The sequence below is a fragment of the Cupriavidus sp. 05L310 genome, assembly GCF_056398185.1.
Genome location: NZ_JBFTOX010000028.1, coordinates 88,430 through 112,179, shown reverse-complemented (window position 1 = coordinate 112,179; position 23,750 = coordinate 88,430). Strand labels below are relative to the sequence as shown.

At 66.8% G+C, this 23,750-nt stretch carries 20 protein-coding genes; 12 read left to right on the top strand and 8 right to left on the bottom strand.

Annotated elements, in window-relative coordinates; translation table 11 throughout:
* Positions 1-179 precede the first annotated feature (179 nt).
* On the bottom strand, positions 180-629 hold the full coding sequence (locus AC1DS6_RS21195; RefSeq protein WP_441636727.1) for an Lrp/AsnC family transcriptional regulator: 450 nt from the start codon (positions 627-629) through the stop codon (positions 180-182).
* A gap of 154 nt (positions 630-783) precedes the next feature.
* Here AC1DS6_RS21195 and AC1DS6_RS21190 point away from each other — a divergent pair, with 154 nt between their 5' ends.
* Positions 784-1,392 carry a glutathione S-transferase gene (locus AC1DS6_RS21190; RefSeq protein ID WP_441636729.1) on the top strand — a complete coding sequence of 203 codons (609 nt, stop codon included), beginning with the start codon at positions 784-786 and terminating at the stop codon, positions 1,390-1,392.
* Positions 1,393-1,414: 22 nt separating this feature from the next.
* Here the strand turns inward: AC1DS6_RS21190 and AC1DS6_RS21185 are convergent, their stop codons facing one another.
* Positions 1,415-2,146 carry an oxygen-binding di-iron domain-containing protein gene (locus AC1DS6_RS21185; RefSeq protein WP_441636731.1) on the bottom strand — a complete coding sequence of 244 codons (732 nt, stop codon included), beginning with the start codon at positions 2,144-2,146 and terminating at the stop codon, positions 1,415-1,417.
* A gap of 220 nt (positions 2,147-2,366) precedes the next feature.
* Here AC1DS6_RS21185 and AC1DS6_RS21180 point away from each other — a divergent pair, with 220 nt between their 5' ends.
* On the top strand, positions 2,367-3,530 hold the full coding sequence (locus AC1DS6_RS21180) for a CapA family protein (RefSeq protein ID WP_441636733.1): 1,164 nt from the start codon (positions 2,367-2,369) through the stop codon (positions 3,528-3,530).
* Positions 3,531-3,534: 4 nt separating this feature from the next.
* On the opposite strand, the gene AC1DS6_RS21175 is transcribed toward AC1DS6_RS21180, so the two are convergent.
* The 4 genes from AC1DS6_RS21175 to AC1DS6_RS21160 form a co-directional block, all read right to left on the bottom strand.
* Complete coding sequence (locus tag AC1DS6_RS21175; RefSeq protein WP_441636735.1) at positions 3,535-3,993, bottom strand: GNAT family N-acetyltransferase; 459 nt, start codon at positions 3,991-3,993, stop codon at positions 3,535-3,537.
* 295 nt (positions 3,994-4,288) lie between these two features.
* On the bottom strand, positions 4,289-5,767 hold the full coding sequence (locus AC1DS6_RS21170; RefSeq protein ID WP_441636737.1) for an efflux transporter outer membrane subunit: 1,479 nt from the start codon (positions 5,765-5,767) through the stop codon (positions 4,289-4,291).
* Between the two features lie 2 nt (positions 5,768-5,769).
* Complete coding sequence (locus AC1DS6_RS21165) at positions 5,770-8,922, bottom strand: efflux RND transporter permease subunit (RefSeq protein ID WP_441636738.1); 3,153 nt, start codon at positions 8,920-8,922, stop codon at positions 5,770-5,772.
* Between the two features lie 30 nt (positions 8,923-8,952).
* Positions 8,953-10,185 (bottom strand): efflux RND transporter periplasmic adaptor subunit, encoded by a 1,233-nt coding sequence (locus AC1DS6_RS21160; RefSeq protein WP_045241947.1) that lies wholly within the window; start codon positions 10,183-10,185, stop codon positions 8,953-8,955.
* Between the two features lie 433 nt (positions 10,186-10,618).
* Between AC1DS6_RS21160 and AC1DS6_RS21155 the strand changes: the two genes are divergently transcribed.
* Entirely contained in the window at positions 10,619-11,362 is a 744-nt protein-coding gene (locus AC1DS6_RS21155) for a TetR family transcriptional regulator (RefSeq protein WP_441636740.1), read from the top strand.
* Positions 11,363-11,383: 21 nt separating this feature from the next.
* On the opposite strand, the gene AC1DS6_RS21150 is transcribed toward AC1DS6_RS21155, so the two are convergent.
* Positions 11,384-12,526: an ABC transporter substrate-binding protein gene (locus AC1DS6_RS21150; RefSeq protein ID WP_477103014.1), complete on the bottom strand. Its 1,143-nt coding sequence runs from the start codon at positions 12,524-12,526 to the stop codon at positions 11,384-11,386.
* A 300-nt stretch (positions 12,527-12,826) separates the two neighbouring features.
* Between AC1DS6_RS21150 and AC1DS6_RS21145 the strand changes: the two genes are divergently transcribed.
* From AC1DS6_RS21145 to AC1DS6_RS21105, 9 genes are all read left to right on the top strand, one after another.
* Positions 12,827-13,501, top strand: coding sequence for a response regulator (locus AC1DS6_RS21145; protein WP_035865540.1), 675 nt, complete (start codon positions 12,827-12,829; stop codon positions 13,499-13,501).
* Positions 13,501-14,970 carry a sensor histidine kinase gene (locus AC1DS6_RS21140; RefSeq protein ID WP_477103013.1) on the top strand — a complete coding sequence of 490 codons (1,470 nt, stop codon included), beginning with the start codon at positions 13,501-13,503 and terminating at the stop codon, positions 14,968-14,970. The genes AC1DS6_RS21145 and AC1DS6_RS21140 overlap by 1 nt, the downstream gene beginning before the upstream one ends.
* 371 nt (positions 14,971-15,341) lie before the next feature.
* Positions 15,342-16,310: a Bug family tripartite tricarboxylate transporter substrate binding protein gene (locus tag AC1DS6_RS21135; RefSeq protein WP_441636762.1), complete on the top strand. Its 969-nt coding sequence runs from the start codon at positions 15,342-15,344 to the stop codon at positions 16,308-16,310.
* Between the two features lie 259 nt (positions 16,311-16,569).
* Positions 16,570-17,043, top strand: a complete 474-nt coding sequence (locus AC1DS6_RS21130) for a tripartite tricarboxylate transporter TctB family protein (protein WP_035865703.1) — start codon at positions 16,570-16,572, stop codon at positions 17,041-17,043.
* Positions 17,044-17,056: 13 nt separating this feature from the next.
* Positions 17,057-18,571 (top strand): tripartite tricarboxylate transporter permease, encoded by a 1,515-nt coding sequence (locus tag AC1DS6_RS21125; RefSeq protein ID WP_441636765.1) that lies wholly within the window; start codon positions 17,057-17,059, stop codon positions 18,569-18,571.
* Between the two features lie 154 nt (positions 18,572-18,725).
* Positions 18,726-19,784, top strand: a complete 1,059-nt coding sequence (locus tag AC1DS6_RS21120; RefSeq protein WP_441636767.1) for an AbrB family transcriptional regulator — start codon at positions 18,726-18,728, stop codon at positions 19,782-19,784.
* A gap of 51 nt (positions 19,785-19,835) precedes the next feature.
* Positions 19,836-20,264, top strand: coding sequence for a PaaI family thioesterase (locus AC1DS6_RS21115; protein ID WP_441636769.1), 429 nt, complete (start codon positions 19,836-19,838; stop codon positions 20,262-20,264).
* A gap of 30 nt (positions 20,265-20,294) precedes the next feature.
* Positions 20,295-21,227: a patatin-like phospholipase family protein gene (locus AC1DS6_RS21110; RefSeq protein WP_441636771.1), complete on the top strand. Its 933-nt coding sequence runs from the start codon at positions 20,295-20,297 to the stop codon at positions 21,225-21,227.
* Positions 21,228-21,310: 83 nt separating this feature from the next.
* Positions 21,311-22,804: an FAD-dependent oxidoreductase gene (locus tag AC1DS6_RS21105; RefSeq protein WP_441636773.1), complete on the top strand. Its 1,494-nt coding sequence runs from the start codon at positions 21,311-21,313 to the stop codon at positions 22,802-22,804.
* A gap of 13 nt (positions 22,805-22,817) precedes the next feature.
* Here AC1DS6_RS21105 and AC1DS6_RS21100 read toward each other — a convergent pair whose 3' ends face one another.
* Positions 22,818-23,699 (bottom strand): ChaN family lipoprotein, encoded by an 882-nt coding sequence (locus AC1DS6_RS21100; protein WP_441636775.1) that lies wholly within the window; start codon positions 23,697-23,699, stop codon positions 22,818-22,820.
* Between the last annotated feature and the right edge of the window lie 51 nt (positions 23,700-23,750).

The window sequence follows — 23,750 nt, the reverse complement described above, 5'->3', positions numbered from 1 at the left end:
GACCTTGGCACGGATGACTTTCTGTTCCTGAGTCATGGCGGACTCCTTGTGGATTCCGCCGCACACTGGCACTCTGGGCTACGCCCTTCGCACCGATGTGCGGCGGCATGGATAACCAACCACTGTCAGATTTAGTCTAGGCTATTACATTTTAAGCCTTTGAAGTTAAGCAGCCAAATTCACCTCACTTGCCCCCCAATCGTCACCACCTTCCGCACCGGACTCGACAACACCAACGACGTAGTCACCGCCCCATGCACCGCCAGCGCATCCACCACACGCTCCAGCCCGCTAGGATCGCCAATCGCGCAACGCACAATAAAGCAATGCTCTCCGGTCACACGATCGGCACTCAACACCTCCGGCATACTCTCAAAGAGCCTCACATACTTCTGGATATAAGCATGCGTGGTCTCGATATGGATGATTGCCTGCAGGCCAAGCCCCACCGCCCGCAAGTTCACCCTCGCCCCATATCCCTCGATCACCCCCGCGTCCTCCAGCTTGCGCACCCGCTCGCTCATGGCAGGCTGCGACAGCCCGATGCGCTTGCCGAGCGCCGCCAGGCTCTGGCGCGCGTCGGCCTGCAAGGCTTCGAGGATCAGTCGGTCCTTCTTGTCCAGCTCCATCCAGCGCTCCCTTGACGCCCGGCGCGCGCCGCCGATGACTCATCGGTACGCCGCGCTGTTTTCCAATGCCTTCCCATGTATCGCAATGGCATGCCCCGATTATGCTGGAACACGCCCGGCTCGATGCAGGGCCCCATTCTCTTGCGGAGACAATATGCAACTCGTAGGCATGCTCGATTCCCCCTATGTGCGCCGCGTCGCCATCTCGCTGCGCCTGCTGGATTTGCCGTTCGAACACAAGCCGGTCTCGGTGTTCAGCACGTTCGCGGAATTCCACGCGATCAATCCCGTGGTGAAGGCGCCCACGCTGGTTTGCGATAACGGCGTGGTGCTGATGGAGTCCGGCCTGATCCTCGACTACACCGAAACGCTGGCCAGGCGCAGCCTGATGCCAGCGGATCCCGGCCGGCGCCAGCACGCGCTGCGCTTGACCGGGCTGGCACTGGCCGCCTGCGAGAAGACGGTGCAGATCGTCTACGAGCGGAACCTGCGGCCGGCGGACAAGCAGCATGAACCGTGGATCGGGCGCGTGCAAGGCCAGTTGCTCGCGGCGTACTCGGCACTGGAAGTGGAACTGGCGGGCGCGGCGCTTCCAGCGGACGAGCGCTTGCTCACGCAAGCCGACGTGACCACCGCCGTGGCGTGGAGCTTCACGCGGATGATGCTGCCGGAATCCGTCGATGCGCGCACGTACCCGGCGCTCGCGTCGTTCAGCGCCGCCGCGGAACGGCTGGCCGCGTTCAAGGACACGCCGCAGACGTGACCCCTTCCGCGCCGGCCGGTCATCAGTGCGCCAACGCCTGTGCAAGCGCGCGCAACAAGCCGGCGCCATCGCCCCGCCAGGCACTGCCATGCATGCAGGCCAGGGTCGTGGGCTCGAGCAGCGCCATGCGCTCAAGCATGGCGCCTGCGTTCGGCGTGTGTGAGAAATAATCCATGCCGCGCCGGAACGCTTCGCTGGGCCCCAGGATATCGGCGTCGGTGAGAGGGGGAAGGCCGGAACCGCCCTGGGTGAACAAGTCGCCGCAGAGCAGCGTGCCGGTGCGCTCTTCCATCAGGAACCCGCACTCCCAGGCATGCGGCAGATGCGGCGTATCGAGCCAGCGCACGGTATGGCGGCCAAGCGCTACGGCTTGCCCGTCCGCCAGGCCCTGCGCGGGCCGGTCGGCCAGGTCGTTGATGGACACCATCGCCGCAATGCTGCCGCACAGCGGCGATGCGTGGGGCGCCGCGGCCAGCCAGTCATTGAGCGAGCCGCATTCGTCGGCCTCCACGTGCGAAAAGGAAATATGGCGCAGCCGGTCTGGCGCCATCACGCTGGCCAGGGCTTCGCGCACCAGCGGGAACATCTTGCGCGGCCCTGTGTGGAACAACAGCGGCTCGTCATCAAGGATCAGGTACTGGTTGAAAGAGAAGCCGCCGGGACCGCCGTCGATGGTGACCGGGGTATTGATCCGATAGATCCCGTCTGCGATTTCATGGACATTGGTACCCGACAGGGCATTGGTGACAGTCATCGTTGTCTCCTGGAGATCGTCGGGGCGCGGGGCCCGGCCGTCGGTGCCGGCCTGCTTCATTCTAGGCATTGAAACACCGCTGGCACGCCCCCTTTTGCCTGCCTGGATGCACATCTGCTGCCGGCGCATTTTCCCGCGCACCAGCGCAAAATGGGAATGGCTGCGATCTCGCAAGCGGGTAATCGCGTATCCGCGCCAGCCTGGAAGACGGAAGTGCACGATGAATGACGTCAGCGGGACAACCTCCGGCAACGCGGCTCCGGCCGGCAACCGTGCCTGCGTGCGCTTGTTCCTGTGCGGCGACGTGATGACCGGCCGCGGCATCGACCAGATCCTGCCGCATCCGGGCAGGCCGCGCCTGTACGAGCGCGGGGTACGTTCGGCAATCGGCTATGTCGAGCTGGCGGAGCGCGCGACAGGCCCGATGCAGCGGCCCGTTGACCATGCCTATCCCTGGGGCGACGCGCTCGCGCTGCTCGATCACTTCCAGCCGGATGCGCGCATCGTCAACCTGGAAACCGCGGTCACCACCTGCGAGGATGCGCAGCCGGGCAAGGGCATCCACTACCGCATGCACCCCGCCAATGTGCCGTGCCTCACCAGCGCGCGGCTGGATTGCTGCGTGCTCGCGAACAACCACGTGCTGGACTGGGGATGCGCCGGGCTCGACGAAACCCTGGCTGTCTTGCACGGCGCCGGCTTGCTTACCGCCGGCGCGGGACGCGACGAGACGCAGGCCGCCGCGCCCGCCGTGATCCGGCTCGCGCGAGGAGGAAGGGTTCTCGTGTTTGCCTATGCCACCGCGACCAGCGGCGTGCCGGCGGACTGGGCCGCGGCAGCAGGCCGCGCCGGCGTAAGTTTCCTGCCGGACATCTCGGCGCGCGCCGCCGATCGGGTTGCCTGCCAGACAGCGGCGTTACGGTGCGCGGGCGACATCCTGGTGGTGTCGCTGCATTGGGGTGGCAATTGGGGGTTCGATATTTCGCATCAGGAGCGGGCCTTCGCGCACCGGCTGATCGATGCTGGCGGCGCCGACATCGTGTACGGGCATTCGTCACATCATGTGAAAGGCATCGAGGTGTACCGCGAGCGCCTGGTTCTCTATGGCTGCGGAGACTTCCTCAACGACTACGAAGGCATCGGCGGCCACCAGACATACCGGCCTGACCTGGTATTGATGTACGTCCCGCTAGTGGACGCCGCGACCGGCGCATTGCGCGCGCTGTCCGCCGTGCCGATGCAGATCCGCCATTTCCGCCTGCACCGCGCGCCGGAGGAGGGCGTGGCATGGCTGCACGCCACGCTCGACCGGGAAGGCGGCAAGCACGGCGCGCATGTGATCCGCGCAGCGGACGATACCCTGGTGTTGCGCTGGAACGGCTAGCGCGCTACGCGCGAACGGCCTTGGCCATCTCGCTGGTCGCATGCCAGCCCAGCGCCACATACAAGGAGCGGCCCATCTCCGTTGCGTGCAGGATGGCGAACTGGATCTCGCGCCTGGCGAATTCATCCTCGGCCAGTTGCATCAGCCTGCGCCCCAGCCCCTGCTTGCGGTGCGTCTTGTCCACATACACGTTCAGCACGTACCCGCGCTTGTCCTGCGTGGGATGGGACGGATGCGGCGGCCAGTCGATCCCCATCAGGCCGATGCCGGCCACGGGCAGGCCCTGATCCTCCAGCACGAATCCAAAATAGCTGCCATCGCGCAGGCGCGGCTCCAGCCACGGCCGGAACTGCCGCGTCATGGTCTGGAGAATGTCATTGTCGCGGCCGGCCTCGCGGAACATTTCCTCGCGATGGCGGCAGACCAGTTCGACATCGTCGACACCAAGCGAGCGGACTTCCATGGACGGCTTCCTTCGGGTAGCGGGTTGGAGAGAAGTGCGCGCGGCAAGATATTGTCCAGGCCGCGCCAGCACTATCCTAGCGCACGCTCCGCGATTCGAAAATTCTCCGCACCGGCAGCGTGGGCGCTCGCAGCGATTGGCATGCATCATGGTTCGCCGTGGATCCGGAATTGCACTGGCGCGCCAGAACGCATGCAGGGAACCCAGGAAGAAAAAAAGCGAAGCACCAAAGGCGCTTCGCTTTGAGGCCATCCGGCAAGCACGCGCCGGATGGCAGGACGAAAAACTGTCTGTCTTACTGCGTCGTCACTGCTGGCTTGATGCCGTCGGCCGAAGCCACCGGACCGGTCTCGCTCAGGCCGCCGCCAAGCGACCGGTACAGGTCGATGGCGTTGTTCAGGCGCAGTTGCCGCGCCTGGATCAGGTTCTGCTCGGCGGTGAACAGCTGGCGCTGCGCGTCGAGCTGGTCGAGCTGGCTGGAAATGCCGCTGCGGAAGCGACGCGTCGACAACTCGAAGCGCGCCGCCTCGGCGTCGCGCACCTGCGCCTGGCTTGTGACCTGACCTTCCAGCGTGCCGCGCGCCACCAGTGCATCCGCCACTTCCGCGAAGGCCGTCTGGATGGTCTTCTCGTAGTTGGCGATCTGGATATTCTTGCGTGTCTTGGTCAGGTCCAGGTTGGACAGGTTGCGACCGTAATCGAAGATCGGCAGTACCAGTTGCGGCGCGAACGACCACGCGCCGGTGCCTGAGTCGAACAGGTTCGAGAAGACCGGGCTGATCGCGCCAGCATTGGCAGTCAACGTGATGCGCGGGAAAAAGGCCGCGCGTGCAGCGCCGATATTGGCGTTTGCTGAAAGCAACTGCTGCTCGGCCTGGCGGATATCGGGACGCTGCTCGAGCAGGTCCGACGGCAGCCCTGCCGGGATGTCGCTGATGATGCGTTCGTCCGACAGGCGCATCGCTTCGGGCAGGTTCTCGATGGTGCCCAGCGGCTTGCCCACCAGCACTTCGAGCGCGTTCTGCGCCTGCGCGCGCTGGCGTGCCAGCTGCGCCGCGGAGACGCGGGCCTGCGCCACCAGCGATTCGTTGTCGCGCAGGTCCAGCGCCGACGTGGCGCCCGCTTCGAAGCGCTGCTTGGCCAGGTTCAGTGTGTACTCGCGTGTCTTCAGCGTGTTCTGCGCCAGTTCATACTGCTCGGCAAAGGAACGCTCGGACAGGTAGGCCTTGGCAACTTCCGAGACCAGCGAGATCTGCGCGGAACGGCGCGCCTCCTCGGTGGCGAAGAACTGCGACAGCGCGGCATTGGAAAGGCTGCGCACGCGGCCAAAGAAATCGAGCTCGTACGAAGCGATCGACCCGCCCGCCTGGTAGTAGTCGACGATATAGGAATTGCCCGTGGCCGACTGCGCGCGCGCGAACCCCTGGCGCGTCCAGCCGGCCGTAGCGTTGACGGTCGGCAGCAGGTCGGAGCGCTGCACCTGGTACAGCGCGCGCGCTTCCTCGATGCGCAGCGCGGCGGTACGCAGGTCGCGGTTGTTTTCCAGCGAGGTGGCGATCAGCGTTTGCAGGCGCGGATCGCGGAAGAACTCGCGCCAGCCGATCTCGCTCGCATGGCGGCTTTCGCCGGTCTTCACCTCGGCGGCCGCGTACCCTTCCGGCGCGTCCGGATAGTGCGTGGCCACCGGCGGGGCCGGGCGCTCATAAACGGGTGCCAGTGTGCAACCCGAGAGGACGCCCGCCACCAGCAACAGCGTGGTCAGTGTCTTTGTCATTGTCAGATTCCCTCTTTGGGTTCGAGCCGCTGCTGGTCCAGCATATGCTCGCGCTTGCTGCCCTTGAAACGGCTGCGGATCACCACGAAGAACACCGGCACCAGGAAAATCGCCAGCACCGTGGCGGTGATCATGCCGCCGATCACGCTGGTACCGATGGCGCGCTGGCCACCCGAGCCCGCGCCGGTGGCGATCGCCAGCGGCAGCACGCCCAGGATAAAGGCCATCGAAGTCATCAGGATCGGGCGGAACCGCAAGTGCACGGCTTCAAGCGTAGCGTCGATGACGCTGCGGCCCTGCGCCTGCAGATCCTTGGCGAATTCCACGATCAGGATGGCGTTCTTCGCCGACAAGCCGATGGTCGCGATCAGGCCCACCTTGAAGTACACGTCGTTGGGCATGCCGCGCAGGGTCACGCCCAGCAGCGCGCCGAGCACGCCCAGCGGCACCACCAGCAGCACCGCGACCGGGATCGACCAGCTCTCATAGAGCGCGGCCAGGCACAGGAACACAATGATCAGCGACAGCGTGTACAGCATCGGTTCCTGCGAACCGGCCAGGCGCTCCTCATAGGACTGGCCGGACCACTCGAAGCCGAAGCCCGGCGGCAGCTTGGCGAAGTTCTCTTCCATGATTTTCATGGCTTCGCCGGTACTGCGCCCCGGTGCCGCCTGGCCAGCGATCTTCACTGCCGGCAGGCCGTTGTAACGCTCCAGGCGCGGCGAGCCCATGATCCACTTGGAAGTGGCAAAGGCGGCGAACGCAACCATGTCGCCATTCTTGTTCTTCACGCGCAGCTTGGTCAGGTCGTCGGGCAGCTTGCGGTCGCTGCCTTCGGCCTGGGCAATCACCTTGCGCACTCGGCCTTCGTAGATGAAGTCGTTCACGTAGGCGGAGCCGAACGCGATGGCCAGCGTCGAGTTGATGTTGGCAACCGAAACGCCCAGCGTGCGCGCCTTCTCGCGGTCGATGTCGATCTGCAGCTGCGGCGCGTCTTCCTGGCCTTCGGGGCGTACACCCACCAGCGCAGGATTCTTCGCGGCCATGCCGAGCATCATGTTGCGTGCTTCCATCAGCTTGGTGTGACCCTGGCCGGTGCGGTCCTGCAGGCGGAAGTCGAAGCCCGAGGAGTTACCGAGCTCGGAAATTGCCGGCGGGTTCAGCGGGAAGATGATGGCGTCCTTGATGAAGGACAGCGCACCGAACGCCCGGCCAACCAATGCCTGCGCGGTCTCGTTGGCACCCGTGCGCTCCTTCCAGTCCTTCAGGCGCACGAACGCGATACCGCCGTTCTGGCCGCGGCCGAAGAAGGAGAAGCCCGCCACGGTGATCATCTGGTCCACCACCTTGGATTCCTTCTGCAGGTAGTAGTCCTCGATCTGCTTGAGCACGCCGATGGTGCGCTCCTGCGTGGCACCGTTGGGCAGCTGCACCACCGTGATCATGTAGCCCTGGTCTTCCTCGGGGAGGAAGGACGAAGGCAGGCGCTTGAACAGCACCACCATGCCGACGATGATGAGGGCGTAGATGATCAGGTAGCGGCCGCCACGCTTCAGGATGCGTGCCACCGTGCCCTGGTAGCCAGTGGCGGCGCGCGCGAAGGTGCGGTTGAACCAGCCGAAGAAACCCTTCTTCTCGTGATGATGCCCGGCCTCGACCGGCTTGAGCAGCGTCGCGCACAGCGCCGGGGTGAGCGTCAGCGCCAGCAGCGCCGAGAACGCGATCGACGAGATCAGCGACAGCGAGAACTGGCGATAGATGTTACCCACCGAACCCGAGAAGAACGCCATCGGGATGAACACGGCGGTCAGCACCAGCGTGATGCCGACGATGGCGCCGGTGATCTGGCCCATGGCCTTGCGCGTGGCGTCACGTGGCGAGAGTCCTTCCTCGCTCATGATCCGCTCGACGTTTTCCACCACCACGATCGCATCGTCCACCAGGATACCGATCGCCAGCACCATGCCGAACATCGTCAGCACGTTGATGGAGAAGCCGAATGCCAGCAGCATGCCCGTGGTGCCCAACAGGGCCACCGGCACCACCACCGTGGGGATGATGGTGGCGCGCATGTTCTGCAGGAACAGGTACATCACCAGGAACACCAGCACCACGGCTTCGACCAGGGTCTTGATCACTTCCTCGATCGAGATCTTGACGAAGGCCGAGGTGTCGTAAGGCACCGAGTACTGGTAGTCGGCAGGGAAGAACTTGGACAGCTCTTCCATCTTGGCGCGCACCGCGGTGGCGGTGGCCAGCGCATTGCCGCTCGGGGCCAGCTTGATGGCGATGGCCGCCGACGGCTTGCCGTTGGTACGGGCCAGCGTGGAGTAATCGGCACCGCCGAGCTCGACGCGACCGACGTCCTTGACGCGCACCGAGGAGCCGTCCGGGTTCGTGCGCAACAGGATGTTGGCGAACTGCTCCGGCGTGCTGAGACGGCTTTCCGTGGTGACAGTGGCGTTGAGCTCCGTGCCCTGGGGCGACGGCGTGCCGCCAAGCTCACCCACGGCGACCTGCACGTTCTGCTCCGAGATGGCAGCGGTCACGTCTTGCGGCGTCAGGTTGTAGCCGGTCAGCTTGGCCGGGTCCACCCAGATGCGCATGGCGTACTCGGTACCGAACAGGTCGGCCTGGCCGACGCCCGGCACGCGACGGATCGAATCGATCAGGCTGGCCGAGACGTAGTTACCCAGCTGGATAGCATCGGCCTGCCCGGACTTGGACGAGACCGTCAGGAACATCATGTAGTTGTTCCCGGCCTTGTCCACGCGCACGCCCTGCTGGCGCACCTCCGCCGGCAGGCGCGCTTCCACGCGCTTGAGGCGGTTCTGCACCTCGACCGAGTTCAGGTCGATGTTGGAGCCCGGCTGGAAGGCGATCGTGATCGTCGACAGGCCGGTGGCTTCGCTGGTGGAGTTGTAGTAAAGCAACCCGGGAATGCCGTTGAGCTCTTGCTCGATCACCGAAGTGACCGAGTCTTCAAGCGTCTTGGCGGATGCGCCCGGATAGGTCGCCGTCACCGAGATCGTCGGCGGCGCGATGTTGGGGTACTGGGCGATCGGCAGTTGCACGACCGACAGCAGGCCCCCCAGCACGATGATCAGCGCGAGCACCCACGCGAACACCGGCCGGTCAATAAAAAACTTGGCCATAAAACTGGCTCCCTTCGTTTTGCGCTGTGATTAGCCCTGCTTGGCGTCGGTCTTGTCAGCGGTCACCGCGGCTGGAGCAGAAGCGCCGCCGGCGGCAGGCTGCGCGGCAGGCGCCGAAGCGGCGGCGGTCTTCGAGACAAACGGCACCGCCTTGGCGGGCGCGCCGACCTTGACCTTCTGCAAGCCCTCGACGATCACCTTCTCGCCACCCTTGAGGCCTTCGGTGACGATCCAGTTCTCGCCGATCGCCTGGGGTGCCTTGACCGGCACCGAAGCCACGTTGCCGTCGCCGCCGACCACCAGCACCGATGCGCCCTGGCCGGTGCGGATCAGCGCGCGCTGCGGCACGGTCAGCGCGTTCTCGTCCACGCCCTGCTCGATCTTGACGCGCACGAAGGTGCCCGACAGCAGTTCCCGCTTGGGATTGGGGAATTGCGCGCGCAGCGTGATGGCGCCGGTGGTCGGGTCGACCGTCATGTCCGAGAACAGCAGCTTGCCGGTTTGCGCGTACTCGCGGCCATCCTCGATAAACAGATGGACGCGCGCGCCGCCGTCGACGCCCTTGACCTGGCCGCTCTCGATGGAGCGGCGCAGCTTCATCACTTCGCTGGCGGGCTGGGTGAAGGTGACCCAGATCGGGTCCACTTGCTCGACCGTGGTCAGCTTGGTGGCTTCGCCGCTGCCTACCAGCGCGCCTTCGGTCACCAGCGCACGGCCCACGCGGCCACTGATGGGCGCGGTCACGGCCGTGTAGCCGAGATTGATCTGGGCGGTGGAGACGGCGGCCTTGGCCGAGGCGATGTCGGCGGTGGCCTGGCCGGCGGCGGCCACGGCTTCGTCATATTCCTGCTTGCTCACCGCATTGACGGCGACCAGTGGCTTGTAGCGCTCGGCCTTCTGGCGCGCCGCCACGGCATTGGCCTCGGCACGGGCAAGGCTGGCCTTGGCCGACTCGAGTTGGGCCTGGTAGGGCGCAGGGTCGATCTTGAACAGCAGCTGGCCAGCCTTCACCTCGCCGCCCTCGCTATAGTTGCGGGACAGCACGATACCTGCGACCCGCGCCCGCACTTCGGCGGTACGCACGCCTTCCAGGCGGCCAGGCAGTTCGTTGATGACGGAAACGGTGGTGGGCGTGACGGTGACGACACCCACTTCCGGCGGCGGCATGGCGCCGCCCTGCGGCTTCTTGTCGCCACAGGCGGAGAGCGCGAGCGCCGACAGAACAGCGGCGGCAACGCAAGTGATACGTTGGGACTTCCTCATCGATAACCCCATGATGGCAATTTGAGATCGGCCGCATGAGTTCCCGGTGTCGTGTCCGGATACGGCGCGGCCCGCCGTCCTGCAAAGCGCCGGAAAGCGGGCAAAAAGTTTGATGCTAGCCACAATTGGCAACGCTGGCGTGACGCTTGCGACGAACGGTTGCCAATTAGTAACGACATGCCGACATGGCACCGCGAAATGAAGGAGGGCGCTGCGGTGCCGTTCGGCCGATAGACTGGCCGAAAGTCAGGCGAACGCGTATTATATATACATTCAAGCATGTATGTAAGAACTTGTTGCAATGCGGCGATAAGCACCCCGCACACCGGTCCTCATGTACCGGCACGGCGCGCACGTGCACAGGCGGACCCCACCCCTGCATTCAGGGAGACAGAACCAGACCGGTCCTTCGTGGCCGGCATCAGAGAACATCATGGTCAGACGCACCAAGGAAGAGGCGCTTGAAACACGCCATCGCATTCTCGACGCGGCCGAGGCCGTCTTTCACGCCCGCGGCGTTGCCCGTCCCTCGCTAGCCGATATCGCCGAAGCAGCCGGCGTGACGCGCGGCGCCATCTACTGGCATTTCAAGAACAAGAGCGACGTTTTCGCCGCCATGTCCGACCGCGTCCACCTGCCGCTCGAAGCACTGTGCGAGCCGGAACGCATTGCGAGCCAGGAAGACCCGCTGGGCAGCATTCGCGACATCTGCGCCTTTGTGCTGCGCCAGACCGTGGAAAACCCGCAATGGCGGCGCGTGTTCGAGATCGTGTTCCACAAGTGCGAAATGGTGGAGGACAACGGCGCCATCTTCGAGCGGCAGCGCCAGTCGCACCAGGAAGGCACGGTGAAGATGCGGGAGCATCTGCGCATGGCCGTGGAGCGCGGGCAGTTGCCGGCCGACCTGGACCTGGACTTGGCCGTCAATGTGTTCCACGCCTCCATCGGCGGCATGCTGTCGCACTGGCTGTTCGCGCCCGACGATTTCGATCTCGAGACCAATGCCGAGCGCGTGTCCGACGCCTTCATCGACACCCTCAGGCTGTCGCCGGCCCTGCGCAAAGGCTATGTGCCGCGCCCCGTCCCGGAGCTCAAGGCGGAAGTGGATTCAATGTGCCAGGAAGCACAGAAAGCGCAGACCGCTCTGAGCGCGCAGAAGCTAGCCGGGAAATCGTAAGCGGCCATCGCAAGCGGCCGCTCAGCCGCGCACGGCGTCGCGCCAGCGCGCCAGGAAGGTCCGTTTGCGCAGCGTATCCTGCGCCGCCAGCAGGCCGGGGCCCACGCTGATCGGCTTGAGCGCGTAGCCCAGCCGCTCGGCCAGCGCCGCGGCGGTGTGCTCGCTGTCGGTATCGGTACGGATCGTGTAGAGCTGCGAGGCAGTCTGCCCGAGCAGGGTCTGGCCAGCGCGCGAGAGCAGGAAATCCAGCCATAGCCGCGCCGCGTTGGGATGCGGCGCGCGGCGCGCGACAAACGCCACGCGCGACATGACCAGCGTGTAGTCACGCGGGGCAATCACATCGATTTCGGCGCCGCGCTCCATCAGCGAGAGCGCGTAGGAGCCGAGCAGGTTGTAACCCATCACGAATTCACCGGAAGCGATGCGCTCGATCATGCTCGCGGTCGATGCCGACAACTGCACGCCGCAGCGGCCCAGGGCCTGGGCCAGATACCAGAACTCGTCGCCCATGCGTGCGTCCTGCTGCGCCAGCAGATAACCCACTCCTGACTTTTCCACATCGTAGGTCACTACCCGCTGGCGCCAGCGCGGCGTGTTCTCCTGCAGCAGGCGCGCCAGGCCGGTGCGGCTTTTCGGCACTTGCATGCCGGCGAAATGGCGGCGGTTGTAGACGATCACGGCGGGCTCGAAGGTAGTGCCCCAGGCTTCGTCGCGCCATGCCGCCCAGGCCGGCAGGCCGGCGCGCTCCGGCGAGGCGTAGCGCAGGGCATGGCCATCGTTGACCAGCTTGATCTGCAGGTCCATCGCCGTGCTCCACAGCACGTCGGCATAGTCCGGTCCGGCCGCCTGCCCCGCGCCCAGGCGCGCGCTCTCCGTCAGGAAACGATCGTTCAGCTCCAGCGTATTCAGATCCTGGTAGCGCACCTTGAGGCCGGGGTAACGCGCCTCGAACGCTGCCACCAGCGGCCGCGCGATCTCCACGTCGGTGGAAGCATGCACATTGACCATGCCCTCTTGCAGCGCCCGCGCAATGATCTCGGCATAGCCCGCCGGGTAGCCGGCCGGCACCGGCGGGCCGGCCTGGGCGCGCGCGCCGCCGCTTAGCCCGGCACCCAGCGCGGCGGCGCCGGCCAGCACGCGGCGCCGCTTCCAGCTTGCCGGCATACCGGCGACAGCGGACGCCGCCGGGAGCGAAGGCGAAGCCGGCGGCTGTACGGGCAGCTGGGACAGGTGAGGGGACAGGTACGGGGACAGGAAAGGGGGCAGCTTGCGCAAGGCAGGAACCATCGGTGCTGACATCGGTGGCTGGAAAGGGCCATGGCACGCTCGCCGCGCGCGGCCCGGGGCGGAGGTATTATAGGCGCCCGCGGCGTGTCCCCGCGGCGGGCGCGGCGTTGCCAGGCTTGGCAGCGCCGCGAAACGTATTTGTTGAAACGGACGCCTATCGAGCAGGGGAGGACCGCCGTGCGCTTGTTGCTGGTGGAAGACGAGATTGAACTGGCGCGCTGGGTGGCGCGCGCACTGGAGCAGGGCGGCTTCGTGATCGAGCACGTGGCCGACGGCCTGCAGGCCGAGGCGCGGCTGATGGCCGAGGAATACGATGTGGTGGTGCTGGATCTCCGCCTGCCCGGCAAGGACGGCCTGGCCGTGCTCAAGTCCATGCGTGGGCGCGACGACCGAACGCCGGTGCTGATCCTGACCGCGCAGGACACGCTCGACGAGCGCGTGCGCGGCCTCAACCTCGGCGCCGACGACTACCTGCCCAAGCCCTTCGCCATTGCCGAACTCGAAGCCCGCATCCTGGCGCTGATCCGGCGCAGCCGGGGGCGAGCCCACCCGCGCCTGCAATGCGGCACGCTGGTATTCGACGGCGAGACCCGCAGCTTCACGCTGGCCGGCGCGCCGCTGGCGCTGACGCCGCGCGAGTCGACCTTGCTGGGCGCGCTGCTGGCCAAGAGCGGCCAGCCGCTCACCAAGGCGCAGCTGCTTGACAAGGTGTTCTCACTCGATGCCGACGTCAGCCCGGACGCCATCGAAGTGCTGGTGTACCGGCTGCGCAAGAAGCTCTCCGGCCACGGCGTGACCATCGTCACGCTGCGCGGCTTCGGCTACCTGCTGGAACCGGAAGGTCAGCCCTGATGCTGCGCCGCCTGCCACGGCACTGGCTGCGGCGCTGGCTGCAGGGCAGCCTGCGCCGCCAGTTGCTGTTGCTGCTGGTGCCCGCGCTGGCGGCAATGATGGCGCTCGACACCTGGCTGACCTACGGCACGCTGCGCGACGCCGCCAACGCCGCCTACGACCGCTCGCTCTACGGCTCCGTGCGCGCCATCGACAACGCCATCGGCATGGCCGGCGAAAGCGTGCAGATAGCACTGCCGGACGCCGCCATGGAGATGTTCGAGACCGCGGCCCAGACCCACGTCTTCTACCGCGTATCGCTGGAACGCAATGGCCGGATCGAAACCGTCACCGGCTACGATGACCTGCCGCTGCCCAAGGGTGGGATCGCCAGCAACCAGCCGCATTTCTACGATGCCGACTATCGCGGCGATCCGGTGCGCATTGCCGTGCTTGCGCATCCGGTGTACCGGCCCAACGCGCATATGCGCGTCATCGTGCAGGTGGCGGAAACCGCCGAGCCGCGCTTCGAACTCATCGCCACCGTGTGGCGCGGCGCGCTGGCGCGCGGCGTGCTGCTGATCCTGGTCAGCGCCGGCATCCTCGTGGCCGGCATCACCTATGTGCTGCGCCCGCTGGCACGCGTGCGCGACGATGTGCAGGCACGTTCCGCCGGCGACCTGACGCCGCTGGCCTTCGACCACGTGCCGATGGAAGTCCGCCCCCTGGTGGACGCCGTCAACCTGCATGTCTCGCGCTCCGACGCGATGACGCAGGCCCAGGCGCAGTTCATTGCCGACGCGGCCCACCAGTTGCGCACGCCGCTGGCCATCCTCAAGACGCAAGCCGAGTTTGCCCAGCGCCAGCTTTCCGCCGGCGCCGATCCCGCTCACGCGCGGGATGCCGCCGGGGAGGCGGTAGGCGGCATCGTCACGCAGCTGGAGCAGGCCGCGCGCCTGACCAACCAGCTGCTGGCGCTGGCGCGCGTACGGCAACACCCGGGCAGCGACACACCTGGCGACGCCGAGCCGCCGGACCTGATCGATGCCGTGGCCGTGGCAGAGCAGGTGGCGCTGGACTACTTGCCGCTGGCGCGCGGCAAGCAGCAGGACTTTGGCTGGGAGCGGCCGCAGGGGCTGGTGCTGCCGGTACGGGCCGATGCCGCGCTGCTGCGCGAGGCATTTGCCAATCTTGTCCACAACGCGATCCAGTATTCGCCGCGCGGCAGCAGGATCACGCTTTCCGCCGCGCGTTTCGCGGATAGCGCCTGCCTGGTGGTGGAGGACGATGGGCCGGGCATTCCCGTCGAGGAGCGCGAAAAGGTATTTGCGCGGTTCTACCGGCGGGTCGGGAATGTCGAACCGGGCTCCGGCCTGGGGCTGGCGATTTCCCGCGAGATGGCCGCGCGGTTCGGTGGCACGGTGGAGCTGGGAGTCGCGGTGCAGGGCAAAGGGGTTCGGGCGGTGCTGGCGCTGCCGATCGGGGAGTGAGACGGCGCCAGAAAGACCAGAAAGTCCAAAAGAACCAAATGTCCATACATCCACCCCCACGTAAACCCCACCCCATTCCCTGACAAATTGACAGCCTTTTGACAGTTTCCACCCCATAGAATCGCGCCATGGTCGCCGTACGGGCCAGACCAAGTCAGAAAACCAAAGAACAAGTCCGGCATGCAAGCGCTGCCGGGGACAGGAGACAACGCCAAGCCGGCCGCCCAACGCAGGCAGCGCCGGCGCACCGCACGACTCTCCCGCCCCCGACAGCCAGCTTCACCGCCAGCCGGACACCTCCGGGTCGGTCCTCGCCAGCATCGCCGGCAACCGTTCACCGGCAATCCTCTGAAAAAGAACAGGAGACCGTAATGCGTCGTTCGATTCATCGCTTTGCCCACGTCGTCATGGCTTCGGCCGCGATCACCGCCAGCGTGGCTGCCGCGCCCGCGTTCGCGCTCGACAGCGTGAAGTTCATGATCGGCGCCAACCCGGGCGGCGGCTTCGACCAGACCGGCCGCTCGCTGGGCGCGGCGCTCGTTGCCGCCGGCGTGGCCAAGACGGCCTCCTACGACAACAAGGGCGGCGCGGGCGGCACCATCGGCCTGACGCAGTTCGTCAATACCGACAAGGGCAACCCGAACGCGATGATCGTCACCGGCGCGGTGATGGTGGGCGCGATCGAAACCAACAAGCCGCCGGTCACGCTGAAGAACGCAACCCCGATCGCTCGCCTGTTCGCCGACACCATGGTGATCACGGTGCCGGCCAGCTCGCCGCTGAAGTCCATCAAGGACCTCACCACGCAGCTCAAGGCCAACCCGGGCAGCGTCAGCTGGGGCGGCGGCTCCAAGGGTTCGATCGACCACATCCTCGCGGGGCTGGTGGCCAAGGAAAGCGGCGTGGATCCGAAGAAGATCAACTACGTGCCGTTCCAGGGCGGCGGCGAAGCCTCGGCCTCGATCCTGGGCGGCCACGTGACGGTCGGCATTGCCGGCGTGTCCGAGTTCCTGCCCTTTATCAAGAGCGGCAAGATGCGCGCGCTGGCCGTGACCTCCAAGGAGCGCACCGCCGATATCCCGACCCTGAAAGAGCAGGGCATCAATGTGGAGATCTACAACTGGCGCGGCGTGTACGGCGCGCCCGGCATCACCGCCGAGCAACGCAAGGCGCTGGTGGATGCGGTGGTGAAGGCAACCGAGACGCCGCTGTGGAAGGAAACCCTGGCCAAGAACGACTGGACCCCGTTCCTGCTGACCGGCGACGAGTTCGGCAAGTTCGTGGACAGCGAGTCGGCCCGCCTGGGTGGCACGCTGCGTGAACTGGGCGTGGCGAAGTAAGCAGCCCGGTCTTACCGCTTCATTGCTTCACCGCTTCACCGCTTCACTGTTCGAACGTTTTACCTGTCGGCCCTGCCTGCGGCGCACCATAACGCCCGGTGCGCATGCAGCTGGCGGGGGTCCGGTGTCCACCTGCGATACCCAAAAGACCAAACTACAAATCGCCGGGCCCCCGCCTTAAGCGGGGACGACAAACCGCGGCAAGCCAAGGGTCGGCCAACACGACCGCAGGCGCCGCATGAAGGAGCCACTTCACATCATGAAACCCTCGCACCTGGCGATCGGCATAGCCGTATTGCTGCTCTCCGTTTTCTATTTCGTCGGCCTGTCTGGCATCTCCGGCGACGAAGGCTATGCCGGCCTGTCGCCGCGCTTCATGCCGACGCTGGTCGCCATCGGCCTGGCCGTGTGCGGCGCGGCGCTGACCTGGCAGGGCATTCGCGGCGGCTTTCGCAATATGCCCGAGGAAGACGCCGAGCTGCCCTCCGCACCGCATAACTTCCGTGGCTTCCTGTGGGTGGCTGCCGGGCTGGTGGCCAATATGGCGCTGATCGGCACGCTTGGATTCGTGCTGGCGTCGACCCTGCTGATGATCTGCGTGGCACGCGGCTATGGCAGCAAGCGCTTCCTGCGCGATGGCCTGATTGGCCTGTGCATTACGTTGCCGATGTGGGCACTGTTTGAATTCCTGCTCGGCATCAATTTGCCGCTGCTGCCCGTCGCCGGGTTCTGACCGGAGCTGATCCATGGATACTCTCAACCTGCTGATGCATGGCTTTGCCATCGCCATCACGCCAATCAACCTGATGTGGGCCCTGGTCGGCTGCTTCCTGGGCACCGCCATCGGCGTGCTGCCGGGCATCGGCCCGGCACTGACCGTGGCGATGCTGCTGCCGCTGACCGCCAAGGTGGAACCCACCGCGGCGCTGATCATGTTCGCCGGCATCTACTACGGCGCCATGTACGGCGGCTCCACCACCTCCATCCTGATGAACACGCCGGGCGAGTCGTCGACCATGGTCACGGCGATGGAAGGCAACCTGATGGCCAAGAGCGGCCGCGCCGGCCCGGCGCTGGCCACCGCGGCCATCGGCTCCTTCGTGGCGGGCACGATCGGCACGGTGCTGCTGTCGATGTTCGCGCCGGTGGCGGCCGACGTGGCGCTGCAGTTCGGTCCCGGCGAATACTTCATGATCATGCTGCTGGCCTTCACCACGGTGTCGGCGGTGCTGGGTTCGTCGTTGCTGCGCGGCATGACCAGCCTGTTCCTTGGCCTGGGCATCGGCCTGATCGGCATGGATTCGCTGTCGGGCCAGACCCGTTACTCGATGAACGTGCAGGAACTGTACGATGGCATCGATATCGTGGTGGTCGCGGTGGGCCTGTTCGCGGTGGGCGAGGCGCTGTTCAATGCCTTCTTCCCGCAGCCGGACGGCAGCTTCAACAGGCTCAGCTCGATCATGATGACCAAATCGGATTGGAAGCGCTCGGTGCCGGCATGGATCCGCGGCACCATCATCGGCTTCCCGTTCGGCCTGATCCCGGCTGGCGGCGCTGAGATCCCGACCTTCCTGTCGTACGCCACCGAGAAAAAGCTGTCCAAGCACAAGGGCGAGTTCGGCACGGTAGGCGCGATCGAAGGCGTGGCCGGCCCCGAGGCCGCCAACAACGCCGCGGTGACTGCCACGCTGGCACCGCTGCTCACGCTGGGCATCCCGACCTCGAACACCACCGCGATCCTGCTGGCGGCGTTCCAGAACTACAACCTGCAGCCGGGCCCGATGCTGTTCCAGACCTCGGGCGACCTGGTGTGGGGCCTGCTGGCTTCGCTCTACATCGGCAACGTGATGCTGCTGGTGCTGAACCTGCCGGCCATCGGCCTGTGGGTGCGCATGCTGCGCATTCCCACGCCGCTGCTGTACGGCGGCATCCTGATCTTCGCGGGCCTGGGCGCCTACGGCATCCGCCAGTCGTGGTTCGACCTGCTGCTGCTGTTTGTGATCGGCGTGCTGGGCATGGCCATGCGCCGCTTCGACTTCCCCACCGCGCCGGTGATCGTGGGCATGATCCTGGGACCGATCGCGGAGAAGCAGTTGCGCAATGCATTGTCGATCAGCCAGGGCGACTGGTCGATCTTCGTGACCCAGCCGATCTCGGCCACCATCCTGGCCATGACGGTGGCGGTGGTGCTGATCCCGCGCATCCTGGGCTGGCTGTCCCGGCGCTCGGCGCGCGGCAAAGTGGCTGACGCCACCGGTTGATTGGCGCAAAATGCGGGCAAGGCCCGGCACTCCAGGGTGCCGGGCCTTTTCGTTTGTGGCGCCGTGGCAGGCCATCGCATCGGCGCTGTTGTCCCTACATTCCGCTTCATCACAAGAACACCGCGCCGGCGCCCGCGCGCCAGGCCGCTGCGACATGCCTTCTCTTCTTCACCGCTGGCGTCCGGTCCTGCTGACGCTGCTGCTCGGCCTGGCCGCCGCGCTGCTCTGCACGCTGCTTCACACGCCCCTGCCATGGATGATCGGGCCGTTGCTGGCGGTGGCCACCGCGCGCATGCGCGGCGCCGACCTGCGCGCGCCCACGCAGGCGCGCAATGCCGGGCAGTGGGCCATCGGGACTTCGCTCGGGCTGTACTTCACGTCCGACGTGGTGGAACGTCTGCTGGAGTTCCTGCCGTATATCGTGGCGGGTTCGCTGTTCGCGCTGGTGCTCGGCTGCGGGGGCGCGTTCCTGCTGCGCAGGAGCACGGGCGTGGCGTTCAAGACGGCGTACTTCTCCACCGCCATCGGCGGCGCCTCGGAGATGGCAAACCTGGCCGAGCGCAACGGCGCGCGCATCGACCAGGTGGCCGCCGCGCATTCGCTGCGCGTGCTAATGGTGGTGGTGGCGGTGCCCGCGCTGTTCCAGTACGGCGGCATCCATGGGCTCGATCCCTATATCCCCGGTCCGCGCACGGTGGACTACCTGGGGCTGCTCGGGCTGATCGCGATCACCGTCAGCGCAGCGCTGGTGCTCAAGCGCTTCAACCTGCCCAATCCCTTCGTGATCGGCACGCTGCTGGCGGCAGCGGTGCTGACCGCCTCGGGCGTGGAACTGTCGGCCATCCCCACCTGGATGAGCCGCGCCGGCCAGTTGCTGATCGGCGTCTCGCTGGGGGCGCGCTTCTCGCGCGACTTCCTCCACACGGCGCCGCGCTTTCTCACCGGCGTGGCGCTGTACACGCTGGTCGCACTGGTGCTCTCCGCGCTGTTCGGCTGGGCCTTGTCGGCGCTGTCTGGCGTGCATCCAGCCACCGCCATTCTCGGCACCACGCCCGGCGGCATCGCGGAGATGTGCATCACCGCCAAGGTGCTGGAACTGGGCGTGCCGCTGGTGACGGCCTTCCACGTGATCCGGATGGCGTTCGTGGTGCTGTGCACCGGCCCCCTGTATCATTGGCTCAAACATCGCGCCGCGCCGGAGGAGACGGAATAGCAACCTGGCCCGGCCCCACCCCAGACAAACGGGAGTGCCATGCCAGAGTCAATGCCAAGACCCAAGCCGGAATCCAGCCTGACGCTTGCCGATATCGACGGCATCTTGCAACGCGTACTGGCGCCGTGGGTGCGCCAACTCGGCCTGCGTGCCGAAGCCGTTGATGCGCAGGGCGTAACACTGCGCCTGCCTTTCGACGAATCGTTTCGCCATGCGGGTGGCGTGGTGTGCGGCCAGGTGCTGATGGCCGCCGCCGATACCGCCATGATCGTGGCGGTCGCCAGCGCGGCGGGCGGCTTCCGCCCCATGACCACCGTCACGCTGACAACCAACTTCATGCGCCCGGTGATCGACGGCGACGTGCTGGTGCGCGCCAACGTGCTGCGCCTGGGCAAGACCGTGGTGTTCGGCGAAATCGAGCTGACCGGCACCGACGGCAAGCTGGCCGTGCAGGCCACCACCACTTATGCGCTGCTGTGAGCGGCGCCATCACTGAATTGCATGCAATCCATGTATGAGCCCCGCAGCGTAGTTCCTGCTTCCGTCCAGCCCGCCGCGGCAGCCTCTCCGTTCGACCAGGTGGTGTTCGCCGGCGGCGGCAACCGCTGCTGGTGGCAGGCGGGCTGGTGGGATAGGGTGGCGCCCGAGCTGGGCCTGCGCCCGCGCGTGATCACGGGAATTTCCGCCGGCGCCGCCACGGCCTGCATGGTCTACACGCACGATTCCCGCGAGGTGATGGCGTACTACCGCGAGGTGCTTGCCGGCAACCGGCGCAATGCCTACTGGGGCAACCTGCTGAACAGGCAGCGCGTGTTCCCGCACTACGGCATCTACCGCACCGCCCTGCTGAGCATCTTCGGCGAGGGCCGCCTGGCGCGCTTGCAGGCGGCGCCGGAAATCCGCATCGGCGTGGCCCATATCCCGCGCTGGAGCGGTCCGCGGCTGGCGGTCATGGCTGGCCTGGTGGCCTACAACATCGAGAAGCACTGGCTCAAGACGCTGCACCCGCGGCTGGGCCGCAAGCTGGGCTTCCATCCGGAGTTCGTGCGCGCGCAGGACTGCGGCTCGCCCGAGCAACTGGCCGACCTGTTGCTGCAATCTTCCTCGACGCCACCCTTCACGCCGGTGCTCCGGCGCGACGGCCGGCCCGTGCTCGATGGCGGCATGGTCGACAACGTGCCGGTCGACGCGCTCGACGCAACGCCCGGCGACGTACTGGTGCTGGTGACGCGGCTCTATCCGCGTCCACGGCGCTTTGTTCTGCAACACGGCGCGCAGCGCCGGCTCTACCTGCAACCTTCGCAACGGGTACCGATCTCGAGCTGGGACTACACCCAGCCCGGCGCGATGACCGGTGCCTACGATCTCGGCCAGCGCGATGGGGAGACCTTTCTGCGCGAATGGCCGTCTGTCCTGAAGACGGAGCTTGGCACCGCCGCGTAGCGTTCAACCAGCGCGACGGCCGCCCTAGCGGCTCCGTCATCACGATGTGCAATGCGGCCTTCGCGCCGCAACAGGAGGCATTGATGACGAAACGCCAGGCAAGACCCACGACCGAGCGCCGCAGCGCGCGCAGGGCGACATCCGAGCAAGTGGTGGAGCACGTTCCCCGCCGCGGCAAGCGCCGCGCCGGCGCGCAGCGCGAAGCGGACTTCGTGGTAATCGGCGCAGGCTCGGGCGGAGTGGCGGCTTCGCGGCGCGCGGCCTCGCACGGCGCGCGCGTGGTGCTGGTGGAGCGGGATGCCATCGGCGGCACCTGCATCAATCGCGGCTGCGTCCCCAAGAAAATGCTCTCATATGGCGCCAGCCTGGCCGCCGTCCTGTCGGGCTGCCTGTCGCACACCGGCGGCAAGGAGGACTGGAGCGATGCCATCGTGCGTGTCAATGCGGAGATGGCGCGGCTGCACGTGGCCTATACGCACCACCTGCAGGAAGCCGGCGTGGAACTGCTGCGCGGCGATGCCACGGTGATCGCGCCGGACCAGGTACAGGTGGGCGCGGAGGTCATCCAGGCGAAACGCATCCTGATCGCCACCGGCGCGCGGCCGCGTGCCTTGCCGGTGCCAGGCGGCGAACTCGCCTGCACCTCCGACGACATCTTCACCTGGCAAAGCCTGCCGGCTTCGCTGGTGGTGATCGGAGGCGGCTACGTGGCGGTGGAACAGGCCTCGATCCTGTCGCGCTACGGCGTCAAGGTGGAGATGCTGGTGCGCGGGGAACGCCTGCTGCCGCGCTTCGACCATGAAGTTGCCGAGGCACTGGCCGAGGCGCTCGCCGCCAAGGGCGTGCGGCTGCATTTCAATACCGAGGTAACGCTGCTGAACCAGGCCAACGGTGCCATCGATGTGTGCTACCGGCAGCATGGCAATGGCGGCAATGGCAACACTGGCAACACTGGCGCCGGCGGCAGGGACCGCATCCAGACCGTGCGCGCGCAGGCAGCGCTGGCTGCCATCGGGCGCGACCCGCATTGGGACGGGCTCGGCCTGGAGGCGCTTGGCGTGCAGAAAGCCGAACAGGGCGGCATCCAGGTGGACCGCTCGTTCCGCACCAAGGTCCGCGCGATCCACGCCATCGGCGATACCATCGACGGCCCGCACCTGACACCGGTGGCCAGCGCGCAGGGCCGCTGGCTGGCGGACCGCCTGTTCGGCCGCCGCGGCGACCGATCGGATTTCGACCTGGTGCCTACCGCGGTGTTCTGCGAGCCGGCCATCGGCAGCGTGGGCCTGAGCGAGCAGGCCGCCATTGAGGAGGCGGGCAAGCCGGAGCGCATCCACACCGTGGTGCGCCGCTTCGTCTCGCTGGAGAACCGCTTCGCCGGCAGCGAGCAGGCGTCCATGGTCAAGCTGGTGGTGAATACGCGCAGCGGCCGCGTGCTGGGCGCGCACATGATGGACAACGCCGCGCCGGAAATCGTGCAGGCGTTCGCCGTGGCGCTGCGGCTGGGAGTGAGGCTGTCGCACCTGCAGACCACGGTGCAGTTGCATCCGACCGTGGCCGAGGAACTGTTCGGCTAAGCGGCCCCCGGACTCAAGCCGGCGCGGCTCCCGTCGCCGGCTTGGCGCCAGCGCAGGGATCGGCCCGCTTGTGCGCGGGCACCAGCACCACGCGGTCGTAGGCGCCGGCCTCCTGGCCGCTGGCCTGCTCCAGGTAGCCCACGCTGTAGATACTGCCCGGCTCGGCGGCGAGCCAGCGCGGCGCGCCCACGTCGCGCCGCACATGGCCGTTGCCGGCGATCAGCACCGCGCCGCGTTCGGCGTATTCGCGCATCGCGGCCGCCATCACCGCATCGCGCGCGGCCTGGGCATCGAGCATGCCCGGCAGCATGGCCTTGGGGAAATTGCCGCAATGGCCGCGGTCGAGCACCGCGGTCTGTTCCGTCACGATGTCTTGGGGCAAGGGCGCGGCAAGGCCGAGGCGCTTGCGCTCGGCTGCATCGAATACGCCATCGAGCCCGCCGCGCACGATGCGCCCCGCATCCGCCCGCGACAGGTTGGCCGCCACCAGCGGCAGGTCATAGCGCAAGGCCAGGGCCACCACCGGCGTGTAAAGCTCCCACTGCCAGTTCTTGCCGCCCGCCTGCGCCACCACATACGCCGCGTCACCAGGGCGCTCGCGGCGGGCGCGGTCGATATCGGGCTGGCGTTCGCGGTCGAACTGCTCCATTGCGATGGCCGGGCGCCAACCCGCTTCGAGCGCGCTCGACAAGGCAAGCAAGCGCCGCTTCTGGCCATCGGCGTTGTCGTGGACCTCGCCCAGCAGCACGTAGGTCTTACCGGTGAACTGGTGCGCGACGTCGCCAGCCACGGCGGCCGGTGGCGTACCCGCGCAGCCGGCGAGCGCGGCAAGCAAAGCGGCGGCGAGCGCCACGCCGGCGGCGCGGGCAATGGCAAGGCGTGAGCGAGTCTGCATGGCGGCGGTAATCCTGGTTTCTGCGGTTTTTTGCCTATGGTCCGCGGGCAT